We start from the raw sequence: 26,600 nt of genomic DNA, 5'->3' as shown, positions 1-26,600 counted from the left end.
GACACCTTCTCCCGCCGGATCGTCGGCTGGTCCGCCGCGACATCGAAGGAGACCCAGCTCGTCCTGGACGCTCTGGACGGTTGCGGTGCTGGTTATTCCTCGCCGGTGTGAGCCGTGTCCGGCTGCACCCAACGGTTGTCTCGGAGGACGTAGCCAAGGCTCTCAAGTCTGGTTTTCTTCTCCTGCCAAGTCTCAGGTTCCGGGGTGATCTTGAACGTCCCCTTACTGATCATAATCCTGTAACCGGATTTGATCAGTTGTTTCCTCTGCCCCTCCAAGTCGAGAGTGGGCCATAGTTCCCCATAGGTGATCCCCGTGTCTTTCTCAGACCAGTGCCCCTCTACAACCGGTTCGGCTGCAAGAGCGTCCCTACGGGACATGAGGGAGGCCATGAGGCCGCGAAAGCCTTCCTGATCATCATCCCAGAGGCCAGCCACGGAGTCTCGCCTAAGCCGGTCAATGCGCTTGCGTACTTCCTCTAGCTCTCTAGTGTTGTCCGTCCCGGGGACCCATGTCCTCTCAGTCACGGGATCACGCCCGTACCGCTGTAGGAATTCGATCTCCATGAACTCCTCTACTTCCTCGGCCCGGACAGACCCTTTACACCTGTCTTCTTTAGGGAAAGAACCACAGACGTAATACCGGTACGTAATGGCCTTGCGGGTAAACGTCTTCTGTACCGCCTTGGCATCACACTCGGCGCAGAAGATAACCCCATACAAGGGATTCGTCTTGTTGACCCGCTTGGTTGCGGTACGTGTCCGTCGCTGTATGGCGGCTTGGAGTGACTCCCATTCGCCGTCTGTGAAAACAGGGTCTGCAAGCCTGACAGGCTCTCCGTCCGCGCCGTAGAGAACTTCCCCCTGGTACCTCTTGAGTCCCTGAGTCGACTCCTCCGTGAGGACATTCTTAACCGTAGTCTCTGCCCATTTCTCTTGGATGCCCTCTCCCTTACGGCTCTTGACTGGCTTCCCCTTACGGAGACGCGCTCTGTCTCGTGCCGTAAGCACACCCTTGGCATTGAGGTACTTGGCCACGCCCAAGAATGACTGCCCGTCAATGATCTGTCGGCGCATCTCATGGAGTACTGCCACCATGTCCTCATCTAGTTCTAGGTAGGCAGCAGTCTTGCCGTTCTCGAAACGGTTCACAGGGCGGTATCCGAACGGGGGGAAGCCTCCATGCCACCGTGCCGTAAACCGGCGCCGTTCGTGGCTCTCGGTAACTCTCGCCTTGATACGCGCTAGCTCTTTGGCTGGCCCAAGAGCCTTGGCGTGCAGGATGAGCAGTCCCTCAGGAGTGTGCATCTGTTCATTGAACTGAGGGTCATCAAGGACAGTTACCTTCTTCTGCCACTCAATGACCTTGAGTACAAAGGCAAGGAAGTGCTTGTCATCTCGGGAGAGCCGATCCTGAGTGGACACCCAAATCTCGTCCCACTTCTGGAGTCCCTCCGGGGTGAGCCACTGGCCGAGACTCGGCCTATCGAACATGTCAACGTCACCCGAGATTGACAAGTCAACGGCAGTGCCAACGATGTGCACGCCCTCTCGCTCTGCCCTGGCGCGCAACTTCTCATCTTGCGCTTCAATGCTCTCGGAGCGTTCGCCCTTGGCATCTGAGATACGTTCGGCCAGCAACACACGGCGCACGTTGATTCCCCTCCCCTGCATACAGGGGTGGCGTCTACTGTGCTGCCCTCTCCCCCTGCAAGAGCAACTCTCGCAGGGGGTTGCATAGTTGTCAATCATTGGTGACCGGGCTGCCACTGAACGACGCGATCCGGCCGGTCTCGACTCCGGTGTGCTGGACCGGCAGCCCATGTTCGACCGGATCACACCCGACGGGGTGGCGTGGCAGGACGGGCGCGCGGTCGCCGCCGACGTGACCCTGTGGGCGACCGGGTTCCGGGCCGCCGTGGACCATCTGGCACCGCTGCGGTTGCGGGAGCCGGGCGGCGGTATCCGGGTCGAGGACACGCGCGCGGTCTCCGACACGCGCGTCCACCTCGTCGGCTACGGGCCGTCGGCCAGCACCGTCGGCGCCAACCGGGCCGGCCGCGCGGCCGTGCGGGACATCAGGCGGCTGCTGGCCAGGGAGGAACGCCTGGCCGCGTGATGGCGTGATGTCCCGCCGGGCGTCCCACCCTCGGGCCGCCCCTGCTCTCGCGTCCTCAGGTCTTCGTGGGGGTGGTCCCGGGTGCGGAGGTCCGGGGAGAGGCGCTGCCGGAAGAGGCCTCGCGCCGGTGTTCGTTGAACTCGGCGACGTTGCGCTGGTGCTCCCGGTAATCGGCGGTGAAACGCGTGTCGCCGGGCTTGACCGTGACGAAGTAGAGCCAGTCCCCCGGCGTCGGATTGATCGCGGCCCGCATCGCGGCGCCGCCGGGATTGGCGATGGGCGTCGGTGGCAGCCCCATGCGCTGGTACGAGTTGTAAGGGCTGTCGATCTTGGTGTCGTCCTCGGTGGTGTCCAGGGTGGAGCGGTTCAGCGCGTAGTTCAGGGTGGAGTCCATCTGTAGCGGCATACCGCGTTCCAGGCGGTTGAAGACCACCCGGGCGACCTTGCCCATGTCGGCCTCGGTGGCGGCCTCGGCCTGCACGATGCTCGCGATGGTCACCGCCTGGTAGACATTCATGGCGTTGCGCTCGGCGCCCGCCGCGACCGGAGCGCCGTTGAACTCGCGGTTCGCCGCGTCCACCATCGCCGTCAGCAGTTTCTCGGGGGTCGCCTTGTCGTCGAGCGGATACGTCGCCGGGAAGAGGTAGCCCTCGGGGTTGCCCTCCGCGTCGACGGGCAGTTTCAGGCGGGCCTTGTCCAGGGACTTCCCCGTGGTCCCGGCCGGCAGGTCGAGGGCCTTGTCGACGGCCTCGTAGATCTGGGCGGCGCGTCGGCCCTCGGGGATCACCAGGGACTTGGGGCGGGCGTCTTCCTCTTCGTCCGTCGTCAGCAGCGGCACCGCCACAGCGGTGCCGGCGACGACGGCTCCGGCCGCGATCAGGGCGATGCGGCCCCGGCGCGTCAGTCGAATCGTGCTCCTCGTGCTCCGTGGCGGAGTGTTCGTCTGCATGCGGGCACGGTAACCCCCGAAACATCGCAAACCGGGCATGCCGGGCATATTTTCATCTTGTCGGTACCCGTCGTGCGTCCCGGCGGACGAGAGCCGCGTACCGCCCGTCCCGCTCCAGCAGTTCCTCGTGCGTGCCCCGCTCGGCCAGGTGTCCGGAGTCGAGGACGGCGATCTGGTCGGCGTCCCGGACGGTGGACAGCCGGTGCGCGATGGTGATCGTGGTGCGGTCGGCGGACAGCGCGTCCACCGCCTGCTGGACGGCGGCCTCGGTACGGGTGTCCAGGGCGCTGGTCGCCTCGTCCAGGATGAGCACGGGCGGATCACGCAGGATCGTGCGGGCGATGGCCAGGCGCTGCTTCTCACCACCGGAGAAACGGTGCCCGCGCTCACCGACGACCGTGTCGTAACCGTCGGGCAGAGCCGCGATGTGGTCGTGGATCTGCGCTGCCTTCGCCGCCTCGACCAGTTCCTCGTCGGTGGCGTCCGGCTTGGCGAACCGCAGGTTGTCGGCGACCGAGGCGTGGAAGAGGTACGTCTCCTGCGAGACGACGCCGACCGCGCGGGCGAGGGTGTCGAAGTCGAGGTCGCGGACGTCGACCCCGTCGAGGGTGACCCGGCCGCCGGTGACGTCGTAGAGGCGGGGCACGAGGTAGCCGAGGGTGGACTTGCCGGCGCCGGTCGGGCCGACCACGGCGAGGCTGCCGCCCGCCGGCACGGTGATGTCGATGCCGTCCAGGACCGGCCCGCCCTTGCCGTCGTAGCGGAACTCGACGTCCTCGAAGCGGACCTCTCCCTTGATCTGGTCGAGGTGGACCGGATCCTCGCGCTCGGTGATGTCGACGGGCAGGTCGAGGTACTCGAAGATGCGCTGGAACAGTGCGAGCGAGGTCTGGATCTGGACGCCGGTGGACAGCAGGCTGACCGCCGGGCGGAACAGGCCCTGCTGAAGCGTGACGAAGGCGACGATCGTGCCGATGGAGACGTCCGGGCCGCCGAGCTTCAGGGCCATGCCCGCGGCCCAGTAGATGACGGCGGGCAGCGCGGCCATGACGATCGTGATGACCGCCATGCGCCAGCGGCCCGCCATGTTGGACCGGACCTCCAGGTCGACCAGCTGTTCGGACTCGTCGGCGAAGGAGCGGGTGAGCGAGTCGGAGCGGCCCATGGTGCGGCCCAGCAGGATGCCGCTGACCGAGAGCGACTCGGTGACCGTGGCGGCCATCGCGGCCATCTGCTTCTGCCGCCGGGTGGTGATCTTCTTGCGCTCGTTGCCGACCCGGCGGCTGATCCAGACGAACACCGGCAGGAGCAGCAGCGAGACGACGGTCAGGCGCCAGTCCAGGGCGATCATCGCGACGATGGTGGCGACGACGCTGGTGACGTTGGAGACCAGGGAGGTGGCGGTGGAGGTCACGGTGGCCTGCATGCCGCCGATGTCGTTGGCGATGCGGGACTGGACCTCGCCGGTGCGGGTGCGGGTGAAGAAGGCGAGCGACATGCGCTGGAGCCGGCCGTAGACGGCGGTGCGCAGGTCGTGCATGACGCGCTGGCCGACGGTCGTGGAGATCAGCGTTTGGAGCACGCCGAAGACGCTGGTGAGGACGGCGCCGAGGATCATGCCCAGGGCCAGCAGGCTCAGCAGGCCGGTGCGGCCCTCGGGGATGGCGACATCGAGGATCTCCCTGAGCAGGAAGGGTGTGGCGACCGAGACCAGCGACGCGGCGCCGACGAGTGCGCCGACCACCGCGAGGCGGCCCCGGTAGGGACGGAAGAGTCTCAGGATGCGCCGCACCTGCCGAGGCTGTTCCTGCGAGCCGGCGGGTGGGGTCCAGGAGGGTTCGCGGTCGGGTTTCATGGGCTCCTTCGGGGTGGTGGGGCGGGCTGGCGGCAGCCCGAGGGGCGGTCGATGTCCGGCGGCCGTCACCGGCGGATGCCGGTCACCGGGGGCCGGTCACCGGGGGGGGCGGTCACCGGGGGCGCCGTCGACGGCCGACGGCGTACCGCGACCGGTGCGCGGCCGATGGGAACGACAGGCAGGCAGTGCGCGGCGGGCCTCACGGATCGTAGCTCATTGTTACCTATACTCACAATGAACAGCGTCCTGATATTGTTCCCGCATGACCACCCCCGATCCCGACGGCGCCCTCGCCGAGCAGTTGCTGCGGCTCACCCGCCGGGTGCACCGCATCCAGAAGCGGCATCTGGGCCACGGCGACCTCGGCATCACTCCCGCCCAGTCCCGGCTGCTGCGCACCCTCGCGCACTACGGCTCCCCGCCCCGGATGGCCGATCTCGCCGAGCGTCTGGAGGTCGTCCCCCGGGCGGTGACGACGCTCGTCGACGGACTCGAGACCGCCGGGATGGTGCGCCGGGTACCGGATCAGGCCAATCGTCGGGTGATCCGCATCGAGCTGACGGACAACGGGCGCGCGGCTCTGAGCGAACTGCGCCGCGTGCGCCGCTCGGCGGCGGAGGAGATCCTGGCCCCGCTGACCGCCGCCCAGCGTGCCGTGCTCGGTGAGCTGCTGGACACGCTGGTCGACGGAACCGCCGTGGTGCGCCCCGGCGCCGACACCGACTGACACCGCCGGCCGCGGCCGACCGTGGAATCCGATTGCCCGGCCTCCGGTCCTGCCGTACCGCCATGACCAGCTTCTTCGCGAGTCGCGCGCCGCGCCGCCCGCATTCCGCCCGGACTTCCGCGAGCGTTCGGGGCGGCCACCGCCGGATCCCTGCGCCGGTGCGGAAAATCGCTTGATTTCGACCACGCAGCGACGCGAACCTGTCACGGTTTGCTGCCCTTCCGTGCCGCGCCGAGCGGCCCGCCTGACACGAGCCACTGGGACCTCATGCAGATCCAAGACCTTCCCTTCTCCGACCCGGGCGTGCCCGACGCGCGTTCGGGCCCCCGATTCCTGTGGTGGCTCTTCCGGAACCAGCTGGGCGGCCAGCTCAAATCGCTGGCCTGGGGACTGCTGCACTTCGCCTCCGTCTCCGCACTGCCCTTCTGCGTCGGTCTCGCCGTCCAGGCCGTCGTCGACCGGTCCGGCGGCCGGCTGGCCCTGGCGGGCGCCCTGCTCGCCGTGTGCTGCGCCGGCAACGCGCTCGGCGACACCTTCCTGCACCGCGCCGCCATCACCAACTGGATCACCGCCGCCGCCCGCGTCCAGCAACTGCTGGCCCGCAAGGCCGCCCTGCTGGGCTCGGCGCTGACCCGGCGGGTCGCGGCCGGCGAGGTGGTGGCCGTCTCCACCGGCGACGTCGAGAAGATCGGCTGGTTCGTCGAGGCGGTGTCCCGCTTCACCGCGGCGGCGCTGACCATCGTGCTGGTCTGCGTCGGCCTCCTCCTCTACGAGCCCTCCCTCGGCGTCGTCGTCATCATCGGTCTGCCGGTGCTGGCGCTGGCCGTGCTGCCGTTGCTGCCGCATGCCACGCGGCGCGCCGACGTCCAGCGGGAGAAGGCGGGCCGGGCCACCGAACTGGCCTCGGACACCGTCGCCGGACTGCGCGTACTGCGTGGCATCGGCGGTGAGCAGCTCTTCCTCGACCGCTACCGCCGGGCCTCCCAGGAGGTGCGCCACGCGGCCGTGCGCAGCGCCCGCATGTGGTCCCTGATCTCCGCGATCCAGGTGCTGCTGCCGGGTCTGCTGCTGATCGCGGTGGTCTGGCACGGCGTGCACCTGGCCCGGGACGGCCGGATAGGCGTCGGGGAACTGGTCACCGTCTACAGCTCGGTCATGATCCTCACCTACCCTCTGCGACACTTCGAGGAGATCGCCATGGCGTACTCCTTCTCCCGGCCGTCGGCCAGACGGGCCGCCCGGGTGCTGTCGCTGGGACGGGCCACCGACACGGGCGGGTCCCGAGCGGCCGGCTCGCTGCCGTCCGGCGATCTGTACGACCCGGCCACCGGTCTGCTGGCCCCGGCGGGTCTGCTGACCGCCGTGGTGTGCGGTGACCCGGACGCCGCCGGCCGGCTGGCCGAACGACTCGGCGGCCATCCCTCGGAGCAGGGCGTGCCGGTCACCCTGGGCGGGGTGCCGCTGGACGAACTGCCACTGGACTCCGCGCGCACGGCCGTGCTGGTCCAGGACAAGGACCCGGTGCTGCTGTCCGGGACGCTGCGCGCCCTGCTCGACGTGCCCGCCTCCGGTGCCGTCGGCGCGGCCGAGGCGCTGGCCGCCGCCCAGTGCGAGGACGTACTGGCGGCTCTGGTGCAGGGGTCGGTCGACGCCGCGGACCCGATGGACGCCCGTATCACCGAACGGGGCCGTTCGCTCTCCGGCGGCCAGCGCCAGCGGCTCGCCCTGGCCCGGTCCCTGGTGACCGACCCGGAGGTCCTCGTCCTGGACGAGCCCACCTCCGCCGTGGACTCGCACACCGAGGCGCGCATCGCGGACGGCGTGCGGGGCCTGCGGCAGGGCCGCACCACCGTTGTGTTCACCTCCTCGCCACTGTTGCTGGACCGCGCCGAGCGGGTGGTGTTCCTGCACGAGGGCGCGGCCGCGGCCGTCGGCGCCCACCGCGACCTCCTGCACGGCGACCCCAGGTACCGGGCCGTGGTGACCCGCGAGACCGACGAGGAGGCCGGCGCGCACCGGGCGGAGCACGCCGCCCTTGGAGTGTTCGCCGGTGACGGCCCGGGGCGCTCCCCCGGCGGCGACGCCCTGGAGAGCGACCGCCTGGACGCCGACGACGTACTGCACCGCCTGGAAGAGATCGAGGAGACGGCATGATCGGCGTGGCGCCACCGTCGTACGACCCCGCGGCCCCGACGACGGCGAGCACGCTGCCCGTCGGCAACGCCGCGACCGTGCGCGGCTACGTGACGGAGCTGCTGCGCCGGCACCGCCGCGCGTTCCTGCTCCTCGTCACCGTCAACACCGTCGCCGTGGTCGCCTCCATGGCCGGTCCCTACCTGCTCGGCGGGCTCGTGGAGCGGGTGTCCGACGATGCCCGCGAGCTGCACCTCGGTATCACCGCCACGCTGTTCGTGGTGGCGCTGGTCCTCCAGGCCGCCTTCATGCGCCAGGTCCGGCTGCGCGGCGCGGTGCTCGGCGAGCGCATGCTGGCCGACCTGCGGGAGGACTTCCTCGTGCGCTCGGTCGGCCTGCCGCCGGGGGTCCTCGAACGGGCCGGCACGGGCGACCTGCTGTCCCGGATCACCACCGACATCGACCGCCTCGGCAACGCCATGCGCGAGGCCGTGCCGCAGCTGGCGATCGGCGCGGTGTGGGTGGTGCTGCTGCTGGGCGGTCTGGTGGTCACGGCGCCGCCGCTGGCGCCCGCCGTGCTGCTCGCCGTGCCGCTGCTGGTGGTCGGCTGCCGCTGGTACTTCCGGCGGGCGCCCTCCGCGTACCGTTCGGAGGCCGCCGGGTACGCCGCCGTGGCCGCCGCGCTCGCCGAGACCGTGGACGCCGGGCGGACCGTCGAGGCGCACCGCCTCGGTGACCGCCGGGTCGGCCTGTCGGACCGCCGGATCAAGGAGTGGACGGCCTGGGAGCGCTACACGCTCTGGCTCCGGTCCGTTCTCTTCCCCGTCATCAACGTCACCCATGTGACCGTCCTCGCCTCGGTGCTCATGATCGGCGGCGTGTTCGTGCTCCAGGGCTGGATCGGGGTCGGCCAGCTGACGACGGCGGCCCTGATCGCGCAGATGCTCGTCGATCCCGTCGGGCTGATCCTGCGCTGGTACGACGAGCTCCAGGTGGCCCAGGTGTCGCTGGCCCGCCTGGTCGGTGTGCGGGAGATCGAGCCCGAGAGCGACGACAGCGCGTCGGCCCCGGACGGACGCGACGTGCACGCCGACCGGGTGCACTTCGGTTACCTGGAGGGGGTGGACGTCCTGCGCAAGGTGTCCCTGGAGGTCGCCCCCGGCACCCGGCTGGCGCTGGTGGGTCCTTCGGGCGCGGGCAAGTCCACCCTGGGCCGGCTGCTCGCCGGCATCTACGCCCCCCGCGAGGGCCGGATCACCCTGGGCGGCGCCGAGCTGTCCCGCATGTCCGCCGAACGGGTCCGCTCGCACGTGGCCCTCGTCAACCAGGAGCATCACGTCTTCGTGGGCTCCCTGCGCGACAACCTTCGGCTGGCCCGTGGCGGCGCCACCGACGCCGAGCTGTGGGCCGCCCTCGGAGCGGTCGACGCGGACGGCTGGGCCCGCGCGCTCGACGAGGGGCTGGACACCGAGGTCGGCTCGGGCGGCTTCGCGCTCACTCCGGCGCAGGCACAGCAGATCGCGCTGGCCCGCCTGGTGCTGGCCGACCCGCACACCCTGGTCCTGGACGAGGCGACGTCGCTGCTCGATCCCCGGGCCGCCCGGCATCTGGAACGGTCGCTGGCCCGGGTGCTGGACGGCCGCACCGTCGTGGCTATCGCCCACCGGCTGCACACCGCCCACGACGCGGATGTCATCGCGGTGGTCGAGAACGGCCGGATCAGCGAGCTGGGCAGTCACGACGACCTGGTCGCGGCGGACGGGGCGTATGCGGCACTGTGGCGGTCGTGGCACGACTGACCCGGATGGGCCAACTCCGGCGGGGTGAGTGACGGGCGTCTTCCGGAGCGCGGCCGGGGACCTGCGGAGCGTGGCGGGTCCCCGGCTCGGGTCCGTGCCGTTGCGCGGTCCCGAGCGGGGGTGGAAGCCTGGGAGGAGGCACCGGCACGGGGCACGCCCGGAGACCACGCGTTCCGGTTCCGCCGCCGGGCGACGCCCGGTTCCCGTGCCGCGGCGTCCCGCCGCACCCCGCGGTGACAAGGGGCCGGGCCCCATCCTCTGGAGGTATCCGTGAACAGCGCCGACGGATGGGGGGACGACGTCTACCAGCCCGACGGTTCCGAGCAGCGGGAGGACACCGGGCTGCTCGACGCGGAGGACACCCTGGAGTACGACGGCGTGGACGACCCCCTCGACGCGGGCTGGTCCCCGCCGGAGCGGCCCTGGGCCGTGGAACACGACGGTGTGACCGCGGCCGAGCGCCGGCACGGCGAGACGCTGGAGCAGCGGCTCGCCGAGGAGACCCCGGGCACCCTGGCCCCGGACGGTGACGGTCTCGGGGACTCCGAGGACACCGACGGCGAACTCCTGGACGACGAGGTGGGCGCCGCCCGCTCCGGCCGGCTGGTCGCTCCCGACGAGGGGGTGCGGGAGGACGAGGAAGCCGCCCTGGTCGCCACGGACGTGGGCATCGACGGTGCGGCGGCATCCGCCGAGGAGGCCGCGGTGCACGTCGTCGACGAGGACACCTTGCCGCGCTGAATCCGCTGTTCCCCCGGCGTCGCCCCTCTCCGCGCCGCCCCCGCCGCACAAGGAGCGCTCATGCAGCAGGACAAGCACCCCGACTACCATCCCGTCGTCTTCCGGGACCGCGCCGCCGGTTACGCCTTCCTCACCCGGTCCACCGCGACCAGCGAGCGGACCATCGAGTGGGATGACGGGCAGAGCTACCCGGTGGTGGACGTGGAGATCTCCTCGGAGAGCCACCCGTTCTACACGGGGCAGGCCCGGACGGTCGACACCGAGGGACGTGTCGCCCGGTTCGAGCGGCGCTACGGCGGCGGGGCGGGCGCCGGCGACGGGCCCGCCTGAGCGGCCGGCGCGGACGGCGCCGTACCCGGCGGTCGACCGGTCGGCATCCGACCGGTCCCTGGGCGGCGAATCCCTGTCCGACGGGTCGGCGATCAGCGGGCCGGCCCGGAGCCTCACCCGCACGACGGCACCGAACGCCCGACAGCATGGTGTCCGGCTGACAGACGCCGCACGGCCCAGCCGGGCGGGGCGGGACGTCGGCCGCTGTCGAACGTGACCGACCCGCACCCACCAGTCCGGCAGTCCGCGGCTGTCCGTCGGGAGAGGCTGAGCACGGCCGACGCGCGCTTGTCGGTCCGGCGATCCGGTACAGGGCGTCGGACCAGGCCGAACACGACCAGCAGGCACCTGCCGGTCCGGCAGGATGCGGTCGCCCGTCGAGGAAGGCTGGGCGCGGCCGACCCGCTCCCATCGCTCCGTCAGCCCCGAGCAAGGCGTTGGCCGAAGCCGAATACGACCGGCACGCAGCCGCCGGTCCAACGGGCCGCGGTCGCCCGTCGAGGACCGCTGGGCACGGCCGACCCGCTCCCATCGCTCCGTCAGCTCCGTCAGCCCCGAGCAAGGCGTTGGCCGAAGCCGAATACGACCGGCACGCAGCCGCCGGTCCAACGGGCCGCGGTCGCCCGTCGAGGACCGCTGGGCACGGCCCGCGGTCGCCGCATGTTCCCGCGGGCCGGTGCGGTAGGTCAGATGACGTTGAGCGCGGCCGCGCAGCCCACCCCGCCGAGCAGCATGAAGGCCGGCATCAGGACCTTGAGCTCCACCCAGCTGCCCGCGCGGAACCGCAGTGCCTTGGGCGGGCCGATCGGGTACCACCGCTTGCGGCCCACGGGTATGGGCCAGAGTACCGGGCAGCCGGACACGGTCAGCGCGTCCCCGATGTCGTGCACCAGCGCGCCCAGCACGATGGGCAGCCCCAGCCACAGGTACTCCTGGCCCGGCGCGGTGAACAGCCAGTCCGACCCGTTGCCCGGCTCGTCCAGGACGCCCGCGATGATCCAGGCGCTGGTCGCGGCCAGCAGCCAGACCAGGACATCGCTGCTGGAGCCCCGGGCGGCCCGCCACAGCAGGCCCTCGATGGCCAGCACCATGTGGACGAAGAGGATCGCCAGCACACCCCAGCGGTCCCCGGTGATCGCCACGACCGAGGATCCGGCTCCGATCAGGACCGCCCACAGCCAGGTGTGGGTGAGAGTGCGATGACCGCCGGACCGGCGCGGGTCGCCCTGCTTCCTGGTGGCCTTGTAGACGGCGTACGAGAGTTTGTCGACGATCTCGCACAGGCCCCGGGACACCGGGCCGAAGGCCCGCGAGATGGTCGCCGCCTTGTGGTCGAGGTCCGGAGCGAGCGCCGCGCCGGCGCAGATCAGGGCTCCGGTCAGCAGGACCGGCCAGGGCATCGGATGCCCGGCCGCCGCGGTCGCCGCCCCTACCCCGAGCCAGGCCGCGGCGCCCGACAGTGAGTGCGCTGGTCCCATCATCGCCGTTGCCCGCCCTATTCCTCGTGTGCCGCTGTCCAGTTGACCAGGTCCACCGACATGCCGTCGGCCACCCAGCGTAGCGGTCATGATCTTCGGTCCCGCAGCCGATTCCCGCATCGGGGGCGGGGCCAGGCAAGATGGTGGCGTGACCCTCATCGATCGCCTGCCGCCGACCGCCGACCCCGACGCCCTCTACGAAGCCTTCGAGTCGTGGGCCCAGGAGCGCGGTCTCACGCTCTACTCCCACCAGGAGGAGGCGCTGATCGAGGTGGTCTCCGGGGCGAACGTGATCGTCTCGACGCCCACCGGCTCCGGCAAGAGCATGATCGCGGCGGGCGCGCACTTCGCCGCCCTCGCCCGGGACGAGGTCACTTTCTACACCGCGCCGATCAAGGCGCTGGTCTCGGAGAAGTTCTTCGAGCTGTGCAAGCTCTTCGGCACCGAGAACGTCGGCATGCTCACCGGCGACGCCTCCGTGAACGCCGACGCCCCCGTGATCTGCTGCACCGCCGAGGTGCTGGCGTCGATCGCGCTGCGCGACGGCAAGGACGCGGACATCGGCCAGGTCGTCATGGACGAGTTCCACTTCTACGCGGAAGGGGACCGCGGCTGGGCCTGGCAGATCCCGCTGCTGGAACTGCCGCAGGCCCAGTTCGTCCTGATGTCCGCCACGCTCGGCGACGTCTCCTTCTTTGAGAAGGACCTGACCCGGCGCACCGGCCGCCCGACGTCGGTCGTCCGGTCGGCGACCCGCCCGGTGCCCCTGTCCTACGAGTACCGCTACACCCCGCTCACCGAGACCCTCACCGACCTGCTGACGGCCAAGCAGGCCCCCGTCTACATCGTGCACTTCACCCAGGCGCAGGCCGTGGAGCGGGCGCAGGCGCTGATGAGCATCAACATGTGCACCCGCGAGGAGAAGGAGAAGATCGCCGATCTGATCGGCGCTTTCCGCTTCACCACCAAGTTCGGCCGCAACCTCTCCCGTTACGTGCGGCACGGCATCGGTGTGCACCACGCCGGCATGCTGCCGAAGTACCGCCGCCTGGTCGAGAAACTCGCCCAGGCCGGGCTGCTGAAAGTGATCTGCGGTACGGACACGCTCGGCGTCGGCGTCAACGTGCCGATCCGGACCGTGCTGTTCACCGCTCTGACCAAGTACGACGGCAGCCGGGTGCGGACGCTGCGGGCCCGGGAGTTCCACCAGATCGCGGGGCGGGCCGGGCGCGCGGGCTTCGACACGGCGGGGTTCGTGGTCGCACAGGCTCCCGAGCACGTCGTCGAGAACGAGAAGGCCCTGGCCAAGGCGGGCGACGACCCGAAGAAGCGCCGCAAGGTGGTCCGCAAGAAGGCTCCGGAGGGCTTCGTCGGCTGGAGCGAGCAGACCTTCGACAAGCTCATCGGCTCCGAGCCGGAGCCGCTGACGTCCCGTTTCCGGGTGACGCACACGATGCTGCTGTCGGTGATCGCGCGCCCCGGCAACGCCTTCGAGGCGATGCGCCATCTGCTGGAGGACAACCACGAGCCGCGCAAGCAGCAGCTGCGGCACATCCGGCGGGCCATCGCCATCTACCGCTCGCTGCTGGACGGTGGCATCGTCGAGAAGCTGGACACCCCGGACGCCGACGGCCGCATCGTCCGCCTCACGGTCGATCTCCAGCAGGACTTCGCACTGAACCAGCCGCTGTCCACGTTCGCCCTGGCCGCGTTCGAACTGCTCGACCCCGAGTCGCCGTCCTACGCGCTGGACATGGTGTCGGTGGTGGAGTCCACGCTGGACGACCCGCGGCAGATCCTCGCCGCCCAGCAGAACAAGGCGCGCGGCGAGGCCGTGGCCGCGATGAAGGCGGACGGTGTCGAGTACGAGGAGCGCATGGAGCGTCTCCAGGAGATCACGTACCCGAAGCCCTTGGAGGAGCTGCTCTTCCACGCGTACGACACCTACCGCAGGAGCCACCCCTGGGTCGGTGACCATCCGCTGTCGCCGAAGTCGGTGATCCGGGACATGTACGAGCGGGCGATGTCCTTCACCGAGCTGACCTCCCACTACGAACTGGCGCGGACCGAGGGCATCGTGCTGCGCTACCTCGCCGGTGCCTACAAGGCCCTGGACCACACCGTCCCCGACGACCTGAAGTCGGACGACCTGCAGGACCTGATCGAGTGGCTCGGCGAGATGGTGCGCCAGGTCGACTCCAGCCTGCTGGACGAGTGGGAGCAGCTCGCCAACCCGGCGGAGATGACCGCCGAGGAGGCCCAGGAGAAGGCCGACCAGGTCCGGCCGGTCACCACAAACGCGCGCGCCTTCCGCGTCCTCGTCCGCAACGCGCTGTTCCGGCGGGTGGAGCTGGCCGCCCTCGACCAGGTCGAGGAGCTGGGCGAGATGGACGGCGACGCCGGGTGGGACGCCGATGCCTGGGGCGAGGCCATGGACAAGTACTGGGACGAGTACGACGACCTCGGCACCGGACCGGACGCCCGTGGCCCGAAGCTGCTGGTGATCCAGGAGGAGCCGCAGGACCGGCTGTGGCGCGTACGACAGATCTTCGACGACCCGAACGGCGACCACGACTGGGGCATCAGCGCCGAGGTCGACCTCGTCGCCTCCGACGCCGAGGGCCGGGCGATCGTCCGCGTCACCGATGTCGGCCAGCTGTGAACACAGGAGAACGCCACCCATGACGAACCCGGCCGAAGGCCTTGTCGCCCTGCTCGACCTGGAGCAGATCGAGGTCAACATCTTCCGCGGCCGCAGTCCGCAGGAGTCCCTCCAGCGGGTCTTCGGCGGCCAGGTGGCCGGCCAGGCCCTGGTTGCCGCGGGCCGCACCACCGAGGGCGATCGCCCGGTGCACTCGCTGCACGCGTACTTCCTGCGGCCGGGCCGGCCGGGCGTGCCGATCGTGTACCAGGTGGAACGGGTCCGGGACGGGCGGTCGTTCACGACCCGCCGGGTCACGGCCGTGCAGCAGGGGCGCACGATCTTCAATCTCACCGCCTCCTTTCACAAGCCTGAGCAGGGGAGTTTTGAACACCAGCTGCCGCCGGCCCGCAAGGTGCCGGCCCCGGAGTCCCTGCCGACGGTCGCCGACGAGGTCCGGGAGCATCTGGGCGCGCTGCCGGAGCAGTTGGAACGGATGGCGCGACGGCAGCCCTTCGACATCCGCTACGTCGACCGGCTCCGCTGGACGGCCGAGGACATCGAGGACGCCGAGCCGCGCAGTGCCGTGTGGATGCGCGCGGTCGGGCCGCTGGGCGACGATCCGCTCGTGCACACCTGCGCGCTGACCTACGCCAGCGACATGACCCTGCTGGACGCCGTACGCATCCCGGTGGAGCCGTTGTGGGGTCCGCGGGGCTTCGACATGGCTTCCCTGGACCATGCCATGTGGTTCCACCGTCCGTTCCGCGCGGATGAGTGGTTCCTGTACGACCAGGAGTCACCGATCGCCACGGGCGGCCGCGGGCTGGCCCGTGGCCGGATCTACGACGCCGAGGGCCGTCTGTTGGTATCCGTCGTCCAAGAAGGCCTGTTCCGGGCCCTGTAGAGCGCTCCGGCAGCCGGAATCAATGGATGGGCCGGGTGGGCAGGGTGTGCTGAGAGCTTCTGCGCCGCAGGCGGCCCAGCAGGCCGCGGGAGCGCTCCGGTGCGTGCGCCGGACGGTTCCTCGCGGGTGGCGAGCAGGTGGCACTGACGGCAGCCGGGCTCGGTGCGTGACCGGGACCGGCGTCCCGCTGGGCCCGGTGGACTGCCGGGCGGTGTTCCCGGGCGATGCCGACCAGCCGGGCCAGTTCCGAACGGAGCCAGTGGATCTCGTCCGGGTCGGCCGCCGTCATGATCTCCTCGGCGAGCTGGGCGGTGGGTGAGTCGGGCGAGCCGTGGATCACCGGGGCCGGGCGGAACCGGTGGAGCTGGGAGCGCTCGTCCGGATCACGCACGACGGCCGCGATCTCGAGCGGCTCGAGCAGGGACGCCACGGCCGCGGCCCGGGCCCACGGATCGTCGGTCCCCCGGAGCAGGAAACCCAGATGCCGGCCCCGCCAGTTGCGCGGGCGCAGGTCCTGGCCGTCCTTCAGTCGGGTCCGCAACCGCTCGGGAGCAGGGCCCGTCAGCAGGCCGGCGTTGCTCTCGTCGGCCGCGAACTGCCGCAGTTCGTCGGCGAGGTACAGCCAGACCACGGCACGGTAGCGGTTGACGTAGACCTTCACGGGCACCAGCAGTCCCAGTCGGGCCAGGCGGGAGAACCGGGACTTGGGGACTTTCATGAGGGCGGCGCCCTCCGTCGTCGCCACGGTCCGCACGCTCTGCCGCAGTGACTCGGGAAAGCCCTCGCGCTCACGGACCCGTTCGATCTCGGCCCAGGTGACGCACGGTCCGCCTCCTCCTTCGTCGGGCACGGTGCTGATCAGACCGAGACCGACCGCGATGTCGAATTCGCTGCGTTTCAGCCCGAGTTCGCGTGCCGCGCGGCCCGGTGCGAGCCTGCTGCTCCGCGGGGCGGCGAGGTGGTCGGCGGTGGGCGTCGCCCGAGGCGTGAGGATGTTTCCGGACATGCTCGTCTCCCCCGTGGAGTGTGCACGGACCGCGCCCGGTGCGCGGCCCGTCCGAAAAAAACCGTAGCCGTTCGCCCGGCTTCCCGTTCGAGGCTGTGGAAAACTCCGCGGACGGCTTCAGGGGGAGGCGGAACCAGCAGGTCAGGGCTCCATGGCAGAGGTCGGTTCGGGGTGCCGGGCGTCGATGTGGAGGTGCTCGCCGACCCGGTTCACCAGTAAGGTCATCTCGTAGGCGATCTGGCCGATGTCGGCCTCCGCGCCGCTCAGTACGCACAGGCAGCTGCCGGAGCCGGCCGCGGTGACGAACAGGACCGCGTCGTCGAACTCGACCATCGTCTGCCGGACCCGCCCGGCGCCGAAGTGACGGCCCGATCCCTTGGCCAGGCTGTGCAGTCCGGACGAGACAGCGGCGAGGTGCTCCGCGTCCTCGCGCCGCAGGCCGGTACTGGCTCCGGTCACCAGGCCGTCGTTGGACAGCAGCATCGCGTGCCGCACGTGTTCGACGCGCTCGGTCAGATCGTCCAGCATCCAGCCGAGTCCCTGGTTCTGCGCCATGATCCCGTCGCCCCCTGTGCTCCCCGTGCGGTGTCTCCCCCTGGCCGGAGGATCTGCCCCGCCAGCCTTCCCCACGGTGGGGCTGCGGGCAAGCAGGATGGGGCCATGGCACAGAAGATGACCGACGAGGAATGGCGGGCCTTCGTCTCGGACGGCACTCGCACCCTGAAACTCTGCACCGTCCGCGCGGACGGCGCTCCGCATGTGGCGCCGGTCTGGTTCCTGCTCGACGGGGACGAGATCGTGTTCAACACCGGCAAGGAGACCGTCAAGGGACGCAATCTGCTCCGGGACGGCCGGGTCGCCCTGTGCGTGGACGACGACCGGCCGCCGTTCGACTATGTCGTGCTCCAGGGGCGCGCCCTGATTTCGGAGGAGCCGGACGAACTCCGGCACTGGGCGGCCCGTATCGGCGCCCGGTACATGGGCGAGGACCGTGCCGAGGAGTTCGGTGCCCGCAACGGTGTTCCGGGTGAGCTGCTGGTGCGGGTGACCGTGGACAAGGTGCTGGCGCAGAGGGCCGTGGCGGACTGAGTCCGGTCCCGGGCCGAGGTTCCGGTCACGGTCAGCTCACCGAGTCGAGCAGTCGGGCGGTGTGCATCCGCCCGGCGTACTCGACGAGCCGGATCAGCACCTCCTTCCCGGAGGCGCGCTCGCGCGCGTCGCACAGGACGACAGGCGTGCCCCGGTCGAGGTCGAGGGCGTGCGCGATGTCCTGGGGGCCGTGCCGGTCGGCATCCGTGAAGCAGTTGACGGCCACCACGAAGGGGATCCGCCGGTGCTCGAAGAAGTCGATCGCCGAGAAGCAGTCCGCGAGGCGCCGGGTGTCCGCGAGGACCACCGCGCCAATGGCTCCTCGTGCCAGGTCGTCCCACAGGAACCAGTAGCGGTCCTGCCCCGGCGTGCCGAACAGATAGAGGAAGAGGTCGGACCGGATGGTGATGCGGCCGAAGTCCATGGCGACGGTCGTGGTCGTCTTCCCCTCGACGCGCTCGGTGTCGTCCACTGGACGGCCCGCCTCGCTGAGCGGTTCCTCCGTGCGCAGTGGTCTGATCTCGCTGACGGCCCCGACCAGCGTCGTCTTGCCCACGCCGAACCCTCCGGCGACCAGTATCTTCAGCGTCAGCGCGGCCGTCTCGCCGTCTGCGGCGTCCCCGTGCTCGGAGGCCATGGATCACTTCTCTCGGGAGTGCCGGTGACGCCCCGGCGCGGAGTGGCAGGGTGTGGGCACCGGCGCCGCCCGCCCGGATGCTTCCGAGCGGCACGGGCCAGGTGCCCCATGGCCCCGGAACGCTAGTGGGGGCACGGGCGCGCGCGGGGTCTCTTCCGAGAAGTGCCGGGATGTGTCCGGAAAGTACGCTGGAACGACCAGGCCGCGCTCGAACATGTGCGCTGGGAGGTCAGCGGGCGTCATCCCCGGCCATACGGAATCATGCGGATCATGAGTCATGACCACGCACACGTCCAGGAGTTCTTCGCCGCCCGTGCCGCGGACTGGGACAGCCGCTTCCCCGACGACGGGCCGGCCTATGCGGCGGGGGTCGCCGAACTGGGTCTGCGCCCGGGAGACCGGGTGCTCGACGCGGGGTGCGGTACCGGTCGTGCCCTGCCGCCGCTGCGCGCGGCCGTGGGCGCCTCGGGGGTGGTCATCGGGGCCGATCTCACCCCGGCCATGCTGCGAGCCGCCCGGCGGGCCGGCCGGGACCGGGAGGGGCGGCTGTTGCTGACCGACGTCGCCAGACTGCCGCTGAGGTCGCGATCGCTCGACGCCGTGTTCGCCGCGGGTCTCATCGCCCACCTGCCCGACCCGGGTGAGAATCTCCGCGAGCTGGCGCGCGTGGTGCGGCCGGACGGCGTACTCGCCCTGTTCCATCCGATCGGCCGGGCGGCGCTGGCCGCCCGGCAGGGCCGCCGGCTCACCCCGGACGACCTGCGCGCGGAGCCCAACCTCCGACGCCTGCTGGCCGCTTCGGGCTGGCGCATGACGTCGTACGCCGACGAGGACGCCCGTTTCCTCGCTCTGGCCGTCCGCCAGGGCTGACCGCGGCCCGAGGCCGTCGCTCCCGCCCCGCACCGGCGAACAGCCGGCGTCCAGAGTGCCCACGTCCGCCCCCTTCTGCCAGGGAAGTGGCATCTCTACGTTGAGCAGGAAGACATACGCGCGGCCGGCCGTGACGACCGCGCAGGGGGATGGTGGTCAACTTGTTCGGCAGGGTACGCAAGGTTTGGGACCGACTGCTCAGTTCGGTGAGCGTGGCGGAGCGGACCGGAGGCGACAGCCGCGGACACAACCTCTTCGAGGCGGCCGCCGCCTATGTGTCGGCCTACGTGGAGGACGACCAGGAGCGGATGGACGAAGCGGCGGGCCGGGTGTCGCCGGAGGCACTGTCGTTCGGGTTGAACGAGCTGGCCTGCCGGGCCGTCGTCGCTCTGGCGCGGGAGCGCGAGGAGTCGCCGCGGACAGTGGCTCGTGCACTTCTCGGGCTGCCGGCGTCCTGACGGAACGCCCGTGCCCGATGGTCGCTTTGGCCCCGTCCAGCCGGAAACCCGCAGCTCGGATGCGTCGGGTAGTCGTGACAACCGCCTTCCGGTCGCACTAGGGTGCCCGCCGTTGGTCGAACCGATGGGGAGGCTGGAATGGCCGGGACGGACGAGGACACCGTCGCCGCCGAGGACGACGCGCTCTATGTACTCACGGCGGTGCTGCTGACACCGGCGAAGTTCCCGAGCGTGCTGGGCGACGACTACCCGGAGGCGTGCTCGGCACTCGGTCTCCCTCCGCTGGCGGACGGTTACGGCCTGGTGCTCGGTCAGGACGGTACCGGGGCCCGGTGGACGGTCGTGATCGACGATGTCTCGTTGGTCGCGGTGGCCATAGCTTCCTGGGACTGCGGCATGGAGCACGAGCTGTCGCCGGACGAGCGGACCGTCGTCACGGCGCTGCCCGGCTGGCCTCTCGCGGTCGCCGTGGCGGCTCCGGGCATCCCCTCGCCGCACGACCCCGTCCCCGAGGCCGGCGACCGGCCCCCGCTGTCACCTCCCGACACGACCGTCTGGGGACCTGCCCAGCGACGCCTGGGAGCCGATGAGATCGCTCTGCAGTGGGCCCAGTGGCGGGAGCAGGTGGACGATTCCGAATTCGCACCCGTGGCGGACGCGGCAGCCGGAGCGGCCGGGGCACTGGAAGAGGTTGCGGCAAAGCTGGAGGACACGGACAGGGGCAGGGAGAAGGACGGGGACAAAGACGGGGCCAAGGACGGGGACCGGGGAGGGAACGGGCATGAGGACCTGGTCCGCGTCAGGGAGCCTGCCGAGGAAGCCTCCCCGGGCAGGGAAGCAGCGCCGGGGCCGAGCGGCGTCCGGCGGGTGCTCGCGGAAGCCCGTGCGTACATCGACACGCCGCCGCCGCTCGGGCGGGTGCGGTCGTCGTTCGCGGCGGGCGACGCCCGGACGCTGCGGGCCGACGGGCCGGGCTGGTCGCTCGTGGCACGGACCGACGACATCGCCTTCGTCCTGCTCGACGACGAGCCCGGCGAGGTTCTGCCGGTGGGCCGGGGGCCGGAACTTCCGGGCCTGCTGAAGGCCCTCGACGAGATGGCCGTACGTCCCATCTGAGCCGCGGCCGAGTCGTCCAGGCGGGCCGGTCCTCCCGGCGACTCGGCGCGTCCCAACCCTTGGCGTCAGCGCGTCAGCGCCCCAGTTCCTTACGGCTGGCCCGGCGCAGTCGGCGCCGCTGGGACGGGTCCAGCGCGAGGTACGCGGCGGCGGGGACTCCCAGGACTATCAGGAGGGCGGCCCACCAGGGCAGCCAGATCCACAGGATGAGCCCGACCGCCACGCCCCCTGCGGCGATCTTGGCGTTCTTCGACATGATGTCGCCTCCTCCGCGGCCAGTGCCGCTCTCTGTTCTGAAAACGGGCGCGGGCCCGCCGCGGTTCCGATCGCGACCCTGAGTCGTCCCTGAGACAGGACCCTGACTCTTCCCTGAGTCTGCCTGTCCGTCTGTCCCCCTCCTTGCATGGTGACCCACGTCACAGTCAAACGCACCCGGTCGACGGCGCGTTCCTGTACTGTCGGCGGCCCGTCACGCACTAGTCAAAATTGAGGAGTCATCATCGCCGATCAGTCGGCTCCCCCGGCCGGTCCGCCGGACTTCCCGCAACTGGCCCGCTGCTGCGCCGTTTTCCTGCCGGGCGAACCCGCCCGTACCGGCGGTGTCGCTTTCTGGCGGCCGGACGGCACCCAGCCTCCGGACACCGGCGCGGGGACCCCTACGGAACTGACGGTCGTCATTCCAGGCGGCGACCACGACGACGGCGTCGAGAGGGTGCGCGTACCGGCCGTTGTGCTGCCCGTCCACGAGGCCCTCCCGGTGCTCACACGCGCGCGTGCCCGTTGGGACGGTCATCGGGCGACGGAGTTCTGGGGTGCGGTGGCCGTGCACGCCCTGTACCTCGTGGCGCGCGGCCTGCTGCTGCCCGGGGTGTCTCCGGCCGGCCACGACGCCTGGCGGGTGGGGCCACTGCGCGGCGAGGAGACGGAACTCGTCCGCCGTCTGGCCGCCGCGATGCCGCCCGAGGCGCACGCGGTGCCGCTGGGGGAAACCGGCCCCGCGCGGCTGCCCGATCCGGAATCCTTGGTTCGGGCGTTTCTGGACGCCGTCGCCGACTCGCTGCCCCGCTCACCCGCCGCCCCGCTCGTCACGGGCGGGGACGCCTACACCACCAGGCGGCCGCGGCTCCGGCCCGAGCTGCGCGCGTGGGCGGACGATGTCGCCGCGGTGCACGACGCGGGGGTGCGGTTGTCGCTGCGGATCGAGATCTTGGGACTGCCGACGAGCGCGGGCCCCTCCGGACCGATAGAAGGCCCGAAGCCGCCTGGAGCCCCGGACCTGCCCGGACCGACAGGAAGCCCGAAGCCGCCCGGAGCCCCGGACCTGTCCGGACCGGCCGTGGACGACGCCGGAGCGGGAGCGGCTCCCAAGGTGCGGTTCCGGGCAGTGCCGCAGGTGCGCAGCGTCGGTGACCCGGCGTTGGTCGCGGACGCCGCCGACGTCTGGACCGGTGCCGCGAGCGACGCCTTCGGCCCGCGCGCGCGGACGGACGCGTTGCTCGCGCTGCGCCGGGCGGCCCGCGTCTGGCCGGCGCTCACGCCACTGCTGTCGGCGGCCGTACCGGATGCCGTGGAGCTCGCCGACGACGAGGTCACCGAGCTCCTCGGCAGCGGAGCCCGGGCACTGGCCGGCGCCGGAGTCGACGTGCACTGGCCCCGGGAGACGTCCCGTGACCTGATCTGCCGCGCGGAGGTCGGTCCCACGGACGGCGGGGACGGGACGGGTGCCTTCACCACCGGCGGCGGGCCGTCATTCTTGTCCGCCGACGCGCTGCTGGCCTTCAACTGGACGTTCGCCCTGGGGGACCAGCGGCTCACACGCGAGGACCTGGACCGGCTGGCCGAGGCCGGTCGGCCATTGGTGCGGCTGCGTGATCAGTGGGTGCTGATCGATCCCCAGGAGGCACGGCGGGCCCGCGACCGGCAGGATCTCAAGGTCACTCCGGTCGCCGCGCTCGCCGCGGCCCTCACCGGCTCCGCCGAGGTCGGCGGAGAGCGAATCCCGGTGCAGCCCACGGGGTGGCTGGCCCGGCTGCGGGAGCGGCTCGCCGACCCGGAGGGGCAGGAGCCCGTGGCCCAGCCGGCCGCCCTGGCCGCGACGTTGCGGGACTACCAGCGGCGGGGCCTCGACTGGCTGGCGCGGATGACGTCGCTGGGTCTTGGCTGCTGTCTGGCCGACGACATGGGGCTCGGCAAGACCATCACGCTGATCGCCCTGCACCTGCACCGGCAGACCGACCCGTCGGTGGCCGGCCCGACCCTGGTGGTCTGTCCGACGTCGCTGATGGCCAACTGGCAGCGGGAGATCGAGCGGTTCGCACCGGGCACGCCGGTACGCCGCTTCCATGGCACCCGACGCGAACTGGAGCACCTGGACGTCGGTGAGTTCGTGCTCACCACCTACGGCACGATGCGCCTGGACGCGGACCGGCTCGCCGAGGTGCCGTGGAGCCTGGTGGTGGCGGACGAGGCGCAGCACGTGAAGAACCCTTATTCGGCGACCGCGCGGCAACTGCGCAGCATCGGGGCACGCGCGCGCGTGGCGCTCACCGGCACCCCGGTGGAGAACAACCTGTCGGAGCTGTGGGCGATCCTGGACTGGACGACCCCGGGGCTGCTGGGCCGGCTCGGCACCTTCCGCACCCGTTACGCACAGGCCGTCGAGACCGGCCGGGACCCGGCCGCGGCCCAGCGGCTGTCCCGGCTCGTAGGGCCCTTCCTGCTGCGGCGCCGCAAGTCGGACCCGGGTATCCGCACCCGAACTGCCGCCGAAGACCGAGACGGACCACGCCGTGTCGCTGACGACCGAACAGACGGGCCTGTACGAGGCGGTGGTGCGGGAGACGCTCGCCGAGATCGCCGATGCCGACGGCATGGAGCGACGCGGAATGATCGTGAAGCTGCTGACCAGGCTCAAGCAGATCTGCAACCATCCGGCGCAGTTCCTCAAGGAGGACAGTCCGCGCATCGCGGGGCGCTCGGGAAAACTGGAGCTGCTCGACGAGTTGCTGGACACCATTCTCGCCGAGGGGGCGAGCGTGCTGGTCTTCACTCAGTACGTACAGATGGCACGCCTGCTCGAACGGCACCTGGCGGCGCGGGGTGTGGGCTCTCTGTTCCTGCACGGTGGGACACCCGTCGCCGCGCGCGAGGAGTCGGTACGGCGTTTCCAGGACGGCGAGGCGCCGGTGTTCCTGCTGTCGCTCAAAGCGGCGGGCACCGGCCTGAATCTCACCCGCGCGGAGCACGTCGTGCACTACGACCGCTGGTGGAACCCGGCCGTCGAGGCACAGGCGACCGACCGCGCCCATCGCATCGGTCAAACGCGCCCGGTACAGGTGCACCGACTGGTGGCAGAGGGGACCGTCGAGGACCGTATCGCGTCCTTGCTGAACCGTAAGCGGGAGCTGGCCGACGCCGTACTCGGTTCCGGCGAGGGGGCGCTGACGGAGCTGACCGACGCGGAGCTGGCCGATCTGGTGGAACTGCGAGGTGGGGCGTGATGACTCAGTACGACAGTGGCAGTGGCAGTGGCAGTGGCAGTGGCAGTGGTGACGGTGACATGGAGCGCACGTTCGCCGCGCTGCCGCCCGCGCACGGGCGGGGCTTCGCGCAGAGCTGGTGGGGGCGGGCCTGGGTACGGGCGCTGGAGGAGTCGGCGCTCGACGGTGAGCAGGTGCGGACCGGCCGTCGGCTCGCCCGCGCGGGGGCGGTCGGCGCGGTGTCCGTGCGGCCCGGGCGGATCACGGCGGTCGTCCGGGACCGGGACGGCACGGGGCACCGGGCCGACGTTTTGCTGCCGGAGCTGTCCGGTGAGGACTGGGACCGGTTCGTCGGTATGGCGGTCGAGCGGGCCGGTCATGTCGCCGCTCTGCTGGACCATGAGATGCCTCCGCATCTGGTGGAGGACGCGGCGGCCGCCGGCGTCGAGCTGCTGCCCGGCACCGGCGATCTGGAGCCGGAGTGCGACTGCGGCGCCTGGGACCACTGCGGGCACAGTGCGGCACTGTGCTACCAGGTGGCACGGTTGTTGGATCAGGATCCGTTCGTGCTGTTGCTGGTACGCGGACGCGGTGAGCGGGCCGTACGGGACGCACTCCAGGGGCCTGGAAGCCCGCCTGCGGAGGGCACCTCTCCGGCTGAGGGGGTGGACGCCGCCGACGCCTACGCGACGGCCGACGTGCTGCCGCCGCTGCCCGGTCTTCCCGGCGTTCCAGAGCAGCCGGGCGTGCCACCGTCCCTCGACACGGACACCGCCCCCGGCCCCGGCGTCGGCGTCGAACCGGCGGCTCTGAGCTTCCTCGCGTCGAGGACGGCGGCGGAGGCACACCGTCTGCTCGTCGCGGCCCTGTCCGCCGACCACGGACAGCGGCCCCTGGAGCGCGCATCGTCCACCGCGCGGGACGCGGTGCGCCTGGCGGCGGACGGACCGGCGCCATCGCACGCACCCGCACCCGCACCCGCACCCGAGATGGCTGCCCAGATGGCAGTCCGACTCGCCGTAGAACGCGCGGTGGTGACCCGCCTCGCCGCAGGATCGGGGCATGCCCCGGAGGACTTCGCCGTGGCCGTACGCGCGTGGCGGCTCGGCGGAGCCGACGCGCTCGCCGTACTGGAGGAGGAGTGGGCGGTGGAGGGCGAAACGCTGGCACGCGCGCGTGCCGCACTGGAAACCGCCTGGGACGAGGGTGAACAGCCGTTGCTGCGGGCGCGCTCCAATCGGTGGACGGTCACCGGAGCACCGCTCCAGCTCCGCCTGGGCACCGACGGCCGGTGGTGGCCGTACCGCGAGGAGGACGGCCGTTGGGTACCTGCGGGGGAACCGACGCGGGACCCGGCGACGGCGCTGGCCTCGGCGACGCCGGCGGCCGGGAACGAGCCCTGACGCCCGGGTCCCGGCGACCGATCAGGCATCTACCCGACCGATCCGGTGATGCTCCGCCCGGGTCCCGCGAGGGTTCGTCCGGCCGGTCCACAGCCGAGTGATCCACCACCCCGCGTCCATCCTCGCCACGTCCACCACCCAGCACCTGCTCGCCGCTGCCCCGTTACCCGTTACCCGCTCACCAGTCAGCGCGCCGCCTCCACGACCAGGGACGGGAGCAAGGACTCCAGATCGCTTGGCAGTTGGCTGGGGAGGCCGGTCGGCAAGGACGGCAATTCGGTCGGCAGCTCGCTGGGCAGTTGGCTGGGGAAGCCGGTCGGGATGTCGGGGGATCGGGAGGGGGAGGCGCTCGCGCTGCTCTCAGCGGGCGGCAGGTCGTCGGGCGAGTCGTCGCTTCCCGAAGCCATGAGCACGATCGCGACCACGGCACCGGCCGCCACGATCAGGGCGAGCGCCAGGATCAGCGCGTTCCGCCGCCTTCTGAGGTCACGTCCGCCTCCGCCCCCTTGTCCCGGTCCGAAACCCTCGCTGGGCGGACCGAAGCCGCCTCCCGGTGGCGGCGGGACGCCGGGCGGCCGTGGCGGTGGTGCGGGCGGCATGGCCATACCGTTCAGAGTCCCCTCCGCCCGGCCCCGACGCGACCCTCCTACGGGAAATCGGGACATCCGGTACGGGAATCGGGACATCCGCACAGCGGCATGAGCAGCCGTCCCGCCCCGCTCCTCCCCCGCCGCACCACCGGGACGATGCGCAGGGCGTCGTCCCGGTACGCGCGTGTGCTCAGCCCCGGGCGCCGAGGAGGTGGTCCATGGCGAGTTGGTCGAGGTGTTCGAAGGCCATGCCGCGGGCGGCGGCGGCCTGCGG

Annotated in this window: 21 protein-coding genes and 3 pseudogenes; 15 read left to right on the top strand and 9 right to left on the bottom strand. The window is 71.2% G+C overall.

Annotated elements, in window-relative coordinates; all coding sequences use genetic code 11:
* Positions 1-92: 92 nt before the first annotated feature.
* Positions 93-1,643 carry a recombinase family protein gene (locus ACTT8P_RS31550; protein ID WP_442835198.1) on the bottom strand — a complete coding sequence of 517 codons (1,551 nt, stop codon included), beginning with the start codon at positions 1,641-1,643 and terminating at the stop codon, positions 93-95.
* Positions 1,644-1,753: 110 nt separating this feature from the next.
* Here ACTT8P_RS31550 and ACTT8P_RS31545 point away from each other — a divergent pair.
* Positions 1,754-2,118: pseudogene (locus ACTT8P_RS31545) on the top strand (pyridine nucleotide-disulfide oxidoreductase); the annotation flags it as partial.
* Positions 2,119-2,173: 55 nt separating this feature from the next.
* Here the strand turns inward: ACTT8P_RS31545 and mltG are convergent.
* Positions 2,174-3,067, bottom strand: a complete 894-nt coding sequence (mltG, locus tag ACTT8P_RS31540; RefSeq protein ID WP_442835197.1) for an endolytic transglycosylase MltG — start codon at positions 3,065-3,067, stop codon at positions 2,174-2,176.
* A 52-nt stretch (positions 3,068-3,119) separates the two neighbouring features.
* Positions 3,120-4,922 (bottom strand): ABC transporter ATP-binding protein, encoded by a 1,803-nt coding sequence (locus ACTT8P_RS31535; RefSeq protein WP_442835196.1) that lies wholly within the window; start codon positions 4,920-4,922, stop codon positions 3,120-3,122.
* A gap of 262 nt (positions 4,923-5,184) precedes the next feature.
* Here ACTT8P_RS31535 and ACTT8P_RS31530 point away from each other — a divergent pair, with 262 nt between their 5' ends.
* From ACTT8P_RS31530 to ACTT8P_RS31510, 5 genes are all read left to right on the top strand, one after another.
* Positions 5,185-5,649 (top strand): MarR family winged helix-turn-helix transcriptional regulator, encoded by a 465-nt coding sequence (locus ACTT8P_RS31530; protein ID WP_442835195.1) that lies wholly within the window; start codon positions 5,185-5,187, stop codon positions 5,647-5,649.
* Positions 5,650-5,916: 267 nt separating this feature from the next.
* Positions 5,917-7,803 (top strand): ABC transporter transmembrane domain-containing protein, encoded by a 1,887-nt coding sequence (locus ACTT8P_RS31525; RefSeq protein WP_442835194.1) that lies wholly within the window; start codon positions 5,917-5,919, stop codon positions 7,801-7,803.
* A complete protein-coding gene (locus tag ACTT8P_RS31520; protein WP_442835193.1) occupies positions 7,800-9,581 on the top strand; it encodes an ABC transporter ATP-binding protein in 1,782 nt (593 codons plus the stop codon). The genes ACTT8P_RS31525 and ACTT8P_RS31520 overlap by 4 nt, the downstream gene beginning before the upstream one ends.
* Before the next feature lie 270 nt (positions 9,582-9,851).
* A complete protein-coding gene (locus ACTT8P_RS31515; RefSeq protein ID WP_442835192.1) occupies positions 9,852-10,322 on the top strand; it encodes a DUF5709 domain-containing protein in 471 nt (156 codons plus the stop codon).
* Positions 10,323-10,382: 60 nt separating this feature from the next.
* On the top strand, positions 10,383-10,652 hold the full coding sequence (locus ACTT8P_RS31510) for a type B 50S ribosomal protein L31 (protein ID WP_442835191.1): 270 nt from the start codon (positions 10,383-10,385) through the stop codon (positions 10,650-10,652).
* 686 nt (positions 10,653-11,338) lie between these two features.
* Here the strand turns inward: ACTT8P_RS31510 and ACTT8P_RS31505 are convergent.
* Entirely contained in the window at positions 11,339-12,133 is a 795-nt protein-coding gene (locus ACTT8P_RS31505; protein WP_442835190.1) for a metal-dependent hydrolase, read from the bottom strand.
* Positions 12,134-12,278: 145 nt separating this feature from the next.
* Here ACTT8P_RS31505 and ACTT8P_RS31500 point away from each other — a divergent pair, with 145 nt between their 5' ends.
* Together ACTT8P_RS31500 and ACTT8P_RS31495 are read left to right on the top strand one after the other, a co-directional pair.
* Positions 12,279-14,792: a DUF3516 domain-containing protein gene (locus ACTT8P_RS31500; RefSeq protein ID WP_442835189.1), complete on the top strand. Its 2,514-nt coding sequence runs from the start codon at positions 12,279-12,281 to the stop codon at positions 14,790-14,792.
* Positions 14,793-14,811: 19 nt separating this feature from the next.
* On the top strand, positions 14,812-15,678 hold the full coding sequence (locus ACTT8P_RS31495; RefSeq protein WP_442835188.1) for an acyl-CoA thioesterase: 867 nt from the start codon (positions 14,812-14,814) through the stop codon (positions 15,676-15,678).
* Positions 15,679-15,697: 19 nt separating this feature from the next.
* On the opposite strand, the gene ACTT8P_RS31490 is transcribed toward ACTT8P_RS31495, so the two are convergent.
* Positions 15,698-16,684 (bottom strand): DUF6397 family protein, encoded by a 987-nt coding sequence (locus ACTT8P_RS31490; RefSeq protein ID WP_442835187.1) that lies wholly within the window; start codon positions 16,682-16,684, stop codon positions 15,698-15,700.
* A gap of 141 nt (positions 16,685-16,825) precedes the next feature.
* A complete protein-coding gene (locus ACTT8P_RS31485; RefSeq protein ID WP_442835186.1) occupies positions 16,826-17,239 on the bottom strand; it encodes a roadblock/LC7 domain-containing protein in 414 nt (137 codons plus the stop codon).
* 105 nt (positions 17,240-17,344) lie between these two features.
* Here ACTT8P_RS31485 and ACTT8P_RS31480 point away from each other — a divergent pair, with 105 nt between their 5' ends.
* Positions 17,345-17,773: a PPOX class F420-dependent oxidoreductase gene (locus ACTT8P_RS31480; protein WP_442835185.1), complete on the top strand. Its 429-nt coding sequence runs from the start codon at positions 17,345-17,347 to the stop codon at positions 17,771-17,773.
* Between the two features lie 31 nt (positions 17,774-17,804).
* Here ACTT8P_RS31480 and ACTT8P_RS31475 read toward each other — a convergent pair whose 3' ends face one another.
* A complete protein-coding gene (locus ACTT8P_RS31475; RefSeq protein ID WP_442835184.1) occupies positions 17,805-18,410 on the bottom strand; it encodes a GTP-binding protein in 606 nt (201 codons plus the stop codon).
* A 270-nt stretch (positions 18,411-18,680) separates the two neighbouring features.
* Between ACTT8P_RS31475 and ACTT8P_RS31470 the strand changes: the two genes are divergently transcribed.
* The 3 genes from ACTT8P_RS31470 (at position 18,681) to ACTT8P_RS31460 (ending at position 20,854) form a co-directional block, all read left to right on the top strand.
* On the top strand, positions 18,681-19,280 hold the full coding sequence (locus ACTT8P_RS31470; RefSeq protein WP_442835183.1) for a class I SAM-dependent methyltransferase: 600 nt from the start codon (positions 18,681-18,683) through the stop codon (positions 19,278-19,280).
* A 161-nt stretch (positions 19,281-19,441) separates the two neighbouring features.
* Positions 19,442-19,738 (top strand): hypothetical protein, encoded by a 297-nt coding sequence (locus tag ACTT8P_RS31465; RefSeq protein WP_442835182.1) that lies wholly within the window; start codon positions 19,442-19,444, stop codon positions 19,736-19,738.
* A 138-nt stretch (positions 19,739-19,876) separates the two neighbouring features.
* A complete protein-coding gene (locus ACTT8P_RS31460; RefSeq protein WP_442835181.1) occupies positions 19,877-20,854 on the top strand; it encodes a hypothetical protein in 978 nt (325 codons plus the stop codon).
* A 73-nt stretch (positions 20,855-20,927) separates the two neighbouring features.
* Here ACTT8P_RS31460 and ACTT8P_RS31455 read toward each other — a convergent pair whose 3' ends face one another.
* A complete protein-coding gene (locus ACTT8P_RS31455; RefSeq protein WP_442835180.1) occupies positions 20,928-21,110 on the bottom strand; it encodes a hypothetical protein in 183 nt (60 codons plus the stop codon).
* A gap of 243 nt (positions 21,111-21,353) precedes the next feature.
* Between ACTT8P_RS31455 and ACTT8P_RS31450 the strand changes: the two are divergent.
* The 3 genes and pseudogenes from ACTT8P_RS31450 to ACTT8P_RS31440 all read left to right on the top strand — a co-directional run.
* A pseudogene (locus tag ACTT8P_RS31450) lies at positions 21,354-22,071 on the top strand (ATP-dependent helicase); the annotation flags it as partial.
* A pseudogene (locus ACTT8P_RS31445) lies at positions 22,068-24,354 on the top strand (SNF2-related protein); the annotation flags it as partial. The pseudogenes ACTT8P_RS31450 and ACTT8P_RS31445, both read left to right, overlap by 4 nt.
* 59 nt (positions 24,355-24,413) lie before the next feature.
* Entirely contained in the window at positions 24,414-25,736 is a 1,323-nt protein-coding gene (locus ACTT8P_RS31440; RefSeq protein ID WP_442835179.1) for an SWIM zinc finger family protein, read from the top strand.
* A gap of 185 nt (positions 25,737-25,921) precedes the next feature.
* Here the strand turns inward: ACTT8P_RS31440 and ACTT8P_RS31435 are convergent, their stop codons facing one another.
* Positions 25,922-26,143: a hypothetical protein gene (locus ACTT8P_RS31435; RefSeq protein ID WP_442835178.1), complete on the bottom strand. Its 222-nt coding sequence runs from the start codon at positions 26,141-26,143 to the stop codon at positions 25,922-25,924.
* Positions 26,144-26,600 lie beyond the last annotated feature (457 nt).

Origin of the sequence: Streptomyces sp. JW3, from assembly GCF_052216785.1 — a bacterium.
Lineage (GTDB): Bacteria > Actinomycetota > Actinomycetes > Streptomycetales > Streptomycetaceae > Streptomyces.
This window is presented reverse-complemented; position numbering and strand designations above follow the sequence as displayed.